Consider the following 5317-nt stretch of genomic DNA (forward strand, 5'->3'; position numbering starts at 1 on the left):
CTGGGGTATGCTCACTAAACTGCCGGATCTCTTGCGTCAGGCGCAGTGCAGTCTGGCTGTCTTTTGTAACCAGCAGGATAGGGCCGTTATGTTGCTGACCAATTTCTGCTGCGGCTAAAGCCAGTGACGAGCCAACTAATTGCCCGACGTATCGGTGATCACCGGCTTTGACCGGCAAATTCAGATTAAGATAATTATGCTGTGTCATAGATTAGGCTTTTACTCTGAGCTCGGCACGTTGTTTGAGCTGTTGCTGTTGTGTATATAAGGCGGCTCTGATCAGCAAATCCTGATCATTATCACGCAAATGGGTAAAGCGAATTTGCACCAGAGGCTGGCCTTGCTCTATTTCAATCGCCTCGACTTCACCGTAGCAATAAATAGCGGCAGCAGGGTGAGGCAAAAAAAGCTTGATGCACATGTGTGTGCCAAGGGCGGGAAGCGTTTCGCAAAAATAGCGCACACCTCCGGCACTGAATGAGTGAGTGGTATGTCGGTGGGTCGGCTGATCTTCTTGCCCTAAAATATAGTGTACTAAGAGATCGATTTTTTGCTGCTGCACATGCAAAAAATTGACCAAATCATCAGCAGCAGAACCTAGATTTTGTAGTGAGCGAATACCGCTGGCATCAAGGTGTGCCGTTTCTGCGGCAATGCGAAAAGGCAGAGGAATTTCGCGTTCAAATGTTGCCTGATCGGGTAGCGGTGTTCCTTGTGCTAAAGGAATGATGTTAACGGATAAACGTTGTTGAACGGAAAAAAAGTGACCCTGATCCATAGCAAAAACCTGATTCATATCAATAAGAGGATATTATCAGAGATGTAGCAGGAAGAGGAAAGACAACCGAAAAACTGCTACAAGCGGCGTAAAACAAGCCTGACAGCGCCATTTATCCCTACTTATTAAGAGTTAAGCACAATGTTTGTGTCCAGTTGTGATGCGAGACAATGTTAAATGCTAATCTTGTGTAAGTTTTTCTGTAAATAGTGAATAATATCACCCAGTAACCTTGTGTATTTATTCCGGTTGGCAAGAAAAAACGCTGATTTTCTGTTTCATCGGGTTAATCTTATTTTTACTTTACGGTCAAGCCTACTTCTTATGTTTACTCCGGCTTCAATATTTATTGGCTTACGTTATCTGCGCGGTCGCACCGGTGATCGTTTTGGGCGTTTTGTTAGCCGTTTATCCACCATGGGGATCACGCTTGGGGTCTTGGCCCTGATCATTGTGCTTTCGGTGATGAATGGTTTTGAGCGCGATTTGAAAGATAACACCCTGAATTTGATGCCTCAGGTATTAATTACCTCAGAACAGGGCTCAATAAACCCTGATACTGTTCCGTTTAGTCAACTGGCAATGATCCCTGATGTCGTCAATCATACCCCTTTGGTGATGGGTGATGTGATTATTCAAAGTGCACAAAATATTGGTGCAGGCGTCATGCTCGGTATTGATCCGAAAGAGGGCGATCCACTCTCTGCGTTCCTGATTGACTCTTCGCTCGATTCACTCAAGCCAAGTGAATACCATGTTATTTTGGGGGATACCTTGGCCGGTCAGCTTGGCGTTGTGCTGGGTGATAAAGTGCGCCTTATGGTCACCAGTGCATCGCAATTTACCCCTATGGGGCGAATTCCAAGTCAGCGGTTGTTTACTGTATCAGGTATTTTCTCTGCCGGTAGTGATGTTGATGCATCACAAATTTTAGTGAATATTCAAGATGCTGCACGGTTAATGCGTTTACCTAATGGTGATATCAGCGGGTGGCGGTTATTCCTAAAAGATCCACTTGATGTTGCGCAAGTTGCTAAAACACCGCTGCCCGATCACCTGATTTGGGAAGATTGGCGTGCCCGTAAAGGCGAGTTGTTTCAGGCTGTCAAAATGGAAAAAAACATGATGGGGCTGCTTCTAAGTCTGATCATTACCGTTGCAGCCTTTAATATCATCACCTCACTGAGCTTAATGGTGATGGAGAAGCAGGGTGAAGTTGCGATTTTACAAACACTGGGGCTTAACGCGCGTCAAGTTATGATCATCTTTATTACCCAAGGCGCGTCTGCTGGCGTGGTGGGCGCACTGTGTGGGGGCGCGTTGGGTGCGTTGATTGCCACAAATCTCAACAGCATTTTATCTCTTTTAGGGATAGAGCTTTTACAGAGCAGCTCGCTTCCTGTTGTGGTTGAACCACTGCAAATTATCACCATCATTCTTTTTGCCATTATCGTGGCACTGTTATCCACCTTATATCCTGCTTGGCGCGCATCAGCTGTCAAACCTGCCGAGGCACTACGTTATGAATAAGCCACTGTTAGTCTGTGAAAATCTCGTCAAAACCTACCGTGAAGGCGGCATGGAGACTGACGTATTACGCGGCGTCTCATTCACCTTGGCAAAAGGGGAACTGGTGGCGGTGGTCGGTAGCTCCGGTTCGGGGAAAAGTACACTGCTGCATTTACTCGGTGGGCTGGATAAACCCACATCAGGGCGAGTGCTGTTTCAGGGCAAAGATGTCTACGCTATGAGCAACTCTGAGCAGGCTAAGCTGCGCAATGATCATATTGGCTTTGTGTACCAATTTCACCACTTATTGCCTGACTTTACGGCATTAGAAAACGTCGCTATGCCGCTGTTAATTGCCGGAGAGTCACCAAAAGTCGCTCAACAACGTGCACAAGAAATGTTGACTGCAGTGGGCCTTGCCCGCCGAGTCGATCATCGTCCGTCTGAGATATCCGGTGGTGAACGTCAGCGCGTTGCCATTGCTCGCGCACTGGTCAATCAACCTTCACTGGTCTTAGCTGATGAGCCTACGGGTAACCTTGATCAGCGTACGGCTGACGGTATTTTTGAGCTATTGGGTGAATTAAACGCACGGCACGGCACAACCTTTTTAGTCGTAACACATGATCTGAATCTCGCCGGTCGGTTAAGTCGACAGCTAGAGATGCGTGATGGTTTACTTACCCGTGAACTCAGTGTCAAAACAGGGGGGCGTTAATGCTGCGTCCGTTATCACTGTTTATCGGGTTACGTTATAGCCGAGCGCGCCGTCGCAACGGTATGGTGTCATTTATCTCGGTTATCTCTACACTGGGTATTGCACTGGGTGTTGCGGTTTTAATCATGGGCTTAAGTGCCATGAATGGTTTTCAACGTGAACTCAATGACCGTATTCTGGCCGTTGTACCACACGGTGAAATTACTCCCGCTGAAGGTAGTTTGCTTGATTGGCAAAAAGTCGAGACAAGGTTACAACGTCACCCCGGAATTGTGGCAACTGCGCCTTATGTCACCTTTACTGCATTAGCAGATCAAGGAACACAGCTTAAAGCCGTACAAATCCGTGGAGTTGATCCGGCCTCTGAAGAGAAGATCAGTGCATTACCCCAATTTGTTTTAGGGGATGCATGGAAAACGTTCCGTTCTGGTAAAAATGAGCTTATTTTGGGAAAAGGAGTTGCTGATTCTCTTGGCATTAAAGTCGGCGATTGGTTGACTCTGATGATCCCAAATCCTGATCCTGAAATGAAACTGCGTCAGCCAAAGCGTATTCGTTTACAAGTTACCGGCTTATTACAACTACACGGCCAGCTAGATCACACCTTTGGGATGGTTCCTCTGCGTGATGCGCAAGAGTATCTTGATTTAGGCGAGGGTGTCAGCGGTGTTGCCATGAAGGTGGATAAAGTTTTTGAAGCCTCAAAAATAGTGCGTGATGCAGGGCGCTTAACCGGTGTATACGGTTATGTGCGTAGCTGGATGGGCACATATGGCTATATGTACCGTGATATTCAGATGGTTCGTGTGATCATGTATCTGGCCATGGTATTAGTGATCAGTGTGGCCTGTTTTAACATTGTCTCTACGCTGGTGATGGCGGTAAAAGACAAACAAAGTGATATTGCCGTATTGCGGACAATGGGCGCAAACAACCGAATCATCCGTAATATTTTCCTGTGGTACGGCATGATGGCTGGGCTGGTGGGTTGTACTTTTGGTGTCATCGGCGGGGTGCTGTTATCACTGAATTTAACGAGTATTATTCGTGCAATAGAGACACTGGTGGGGCATAAATTCTTGTCGGGTGATATCTATTTTGTCGATTTTCTACCCAGTGAACTGCGTATACAGGATGTTGTTTTAGTTGCCATCACCGCCATCATCTTAAGCTTGCTTGCCAGTCTTTATCCGGCATGGCGTGCAACCCGTATCGATCCGGCCCGCGTATTGAGTGGCCAGTAATCGCATTAATCAAGGATGTTAACTGATGGATATTACGCTATTTTCACCCATATTTGCCTTTGTCATAGTGGCATTTATCATCATTATTACCGCGTTCAAAATTGTCCCGCAGGGTTATCAGTGGACAGTCGAGCGTTTTGGCCGTTACACCAATACACTCGTGCCCGGCTTGAATTTTGTGATCCCCTTTATTGATCGTGTTGGGCATAAAATCAATATGATGGAGCGGGTGCTGGATATTCCCTCACAAGAGGTTATCTCGAAAGATAACGCGAATGTCACGATTGATGCGGTCTGTTTTGTGCAAGTGTTTGATCCGGCAAAAGTCGCGTATGAAGTCAATGATCTGGAGAACGCGATTCGTAACCTGATTATGACCAATATTCGTACCGTATTAGGCGCACTTGAGCTTGATGAGATGCTCTCACAGCGCGATACCATTAACAGCCGTTTGTTGCGGATTTTAGATGAAGCGACCAATGCATGGGGTGTGAAAATTACCCGTATCGAGATCCGCGATGTGCGCCCACCACAAGAGTTGATTGCAGCAATGAATGCGCAAATGAAAGCTGAGCGAAATAAGCGCGCAGATATTCTTGAGGCAGAAGGTGTTCGTCAGGCAGAGATCCTACGTGCTGAGGGTGATAAACAGTCACAAATTTTAAAAGCTGAAGGGGAGCGTCAAGCCGCATTTTTGCAAGCTGAAGCGCGTGAGCGTGCTGCAGAAGCCGAAGCGCGTGCAACCCAGATGGTTTCAGATGCAATCAGTGCCGGTAACATGCAAGCCATTAACTACTTTGTCGCACAAAAATACACAGAAGCGTTGCAGGCCATTGGTCAGGCTGAGAACAGCAAAATTGTGTTAATGCCATTGGAAGCGAGTGGTTTAATTGGCGCTATTGGCGGCATCTCCGAGTTATTAAAAGCAGATCCGAGCGTTAAAAATAGTGCAAATAAACAAGGCGAACGTTCGTGCTAAGCGCATTTTCTGCATGGTCAGCGTTGCACTGGATTGTTTTAGGTCTGGTGCTTCTCGCTTGTGAAATGCTTGGTACTGCGGGGTATCTG

The 5317-nt window shown here is 46.8% G+C and carries 6 protein-coding genes; 4 read left to right on the top strand and 2 right to left on the bottom strand.

Annotated features, from left to right (window positions below; genetic code table 11):
- Both ACRC27_RS11460 and ACRC27_RS11465 read right to left on the bottom strand, forming a co-directional pair.
- A partial coding sequence (locus ACRC27_RS11460) for a hypothetical protein (RefSeq protein ID WP_438639919.1) occupies positions 1–208 on the bottom strand: 208 nt, incomplete at its 3' end.
- A gap of 3 nt (positions 209–211) precedes the next feature.
- A complete protein-coding gene (locus ACRC27_RS11465) occupies positions 212–778 on the bottom strand; it encodes a PilZ domain-containing protein (protein ID WP_438629636.1) in 567 nt (188 codons plus the stop codon).
- Between the two features lie 324 nt (positions 779–1102).
- Here ACRC27_RS11465 and lolC point away from each other — a divergent pair, with 324 nt between their 5' ends.
- From lolC to ACRC27_RS11485, 4 genes are read left to right on the top strand one after another with little or no spacing between them, the layout of a single operon-like run.
- Positions 1103–2308: a lipoprotein-releasing ABC transporter permease subunit LolC gene (lolC, locus tag ACRC27_RS11470; RefSeq protein WP_438623143.1), complete on the top strand. Its 1206-nt coding sequence runs from the start codon at positions 1103–1105 to the stop codon at positions 2306–2308.
- Positions 2301–3005 (top strand): lipoprotein-releasing ABC transporter ATP-binding protein LolD, encoded by a 705-nt coding sequence (lolD, locus tag ACRC27_RS11475; RefSeq protein WP_438623144.1) that lies wholly within the window; start codon positions 2301–2303, stop codon positions 3003–3005. Before lolC ends, lolD begins: the two co-directional genes overlap by 8 nt.
- The gene (lolE, locus tag ACRC27_RS11480) at positions 3005–4249 is read left to right on the top strand and encodes a lipoprotein-releasing ABC transporter permease subunit LolE (protein WP_438623145.1); all 1245 of its coding nucleotides are present in this window, start codon (positions 3005–3007) and stop codon (positions 4247–4249) included. Before lolD ends, lolE begins: the two co-directional genes overlap by 1 nt.
- 25 nt (positions 4250–4274) lie before the next feature.
- A complete protein-coding gene (locus ACRC27_RS11485) occupies positions 4275–5228 on the top strand; it encodes an SPFH domain-containing protein (RefSeq protein WP_438623146.1) in 954 nt (317 codons plus the stop codon).
- Positions 5229–5317: the final 89 nt, after the last annotated feature.

Origin of the sequence: Plesiomonas sp., from assembly GCF_051650925.1 — a bacterium.
Lineage (GTDB): Bacteria > Pseudomonadota > Gammaproteobacteria > Enterobacterales > CAMTGL01 > Plesiomonas.

Bases quoted from the DNA above. Each gene is read 5' to 3' on its own strand.
- ACRC27_RS11465 (WP_438629636.1), bottom strand. From the start codon at position 778: ATGGATCAGGGTCACTTTTTTTCCGTTCAACAACGTTTATCCGTTAAC.
- lolC (WP_438623143.1), top strand. From the start codon at position 1,103: ATGTTTACTCCGGCTTCAATATTTATTGGCTTACGTTATCTGCGCGGT.
- lolD (WP_438623144.1), top strand. From the start codon at position 2,301: ATGAATAAGCCACTGTTAGTCTGTGAAAATCTCGTCAAAACCTACCGT.
- lolE (WP_438623145.1), top strand. From the start codon at position 3,005: ATGCTGCGTCCGTTATCACTGTTTATCGGGTTACGTTATAGCCGAGCG.
- ACRC27_RS11485 (WP_438623146.1), top strand. From the start codon at position 4,275: ATGGATATTACGCTATTTTCACCCATATTTGCCTTTGTCATAGTGGCA.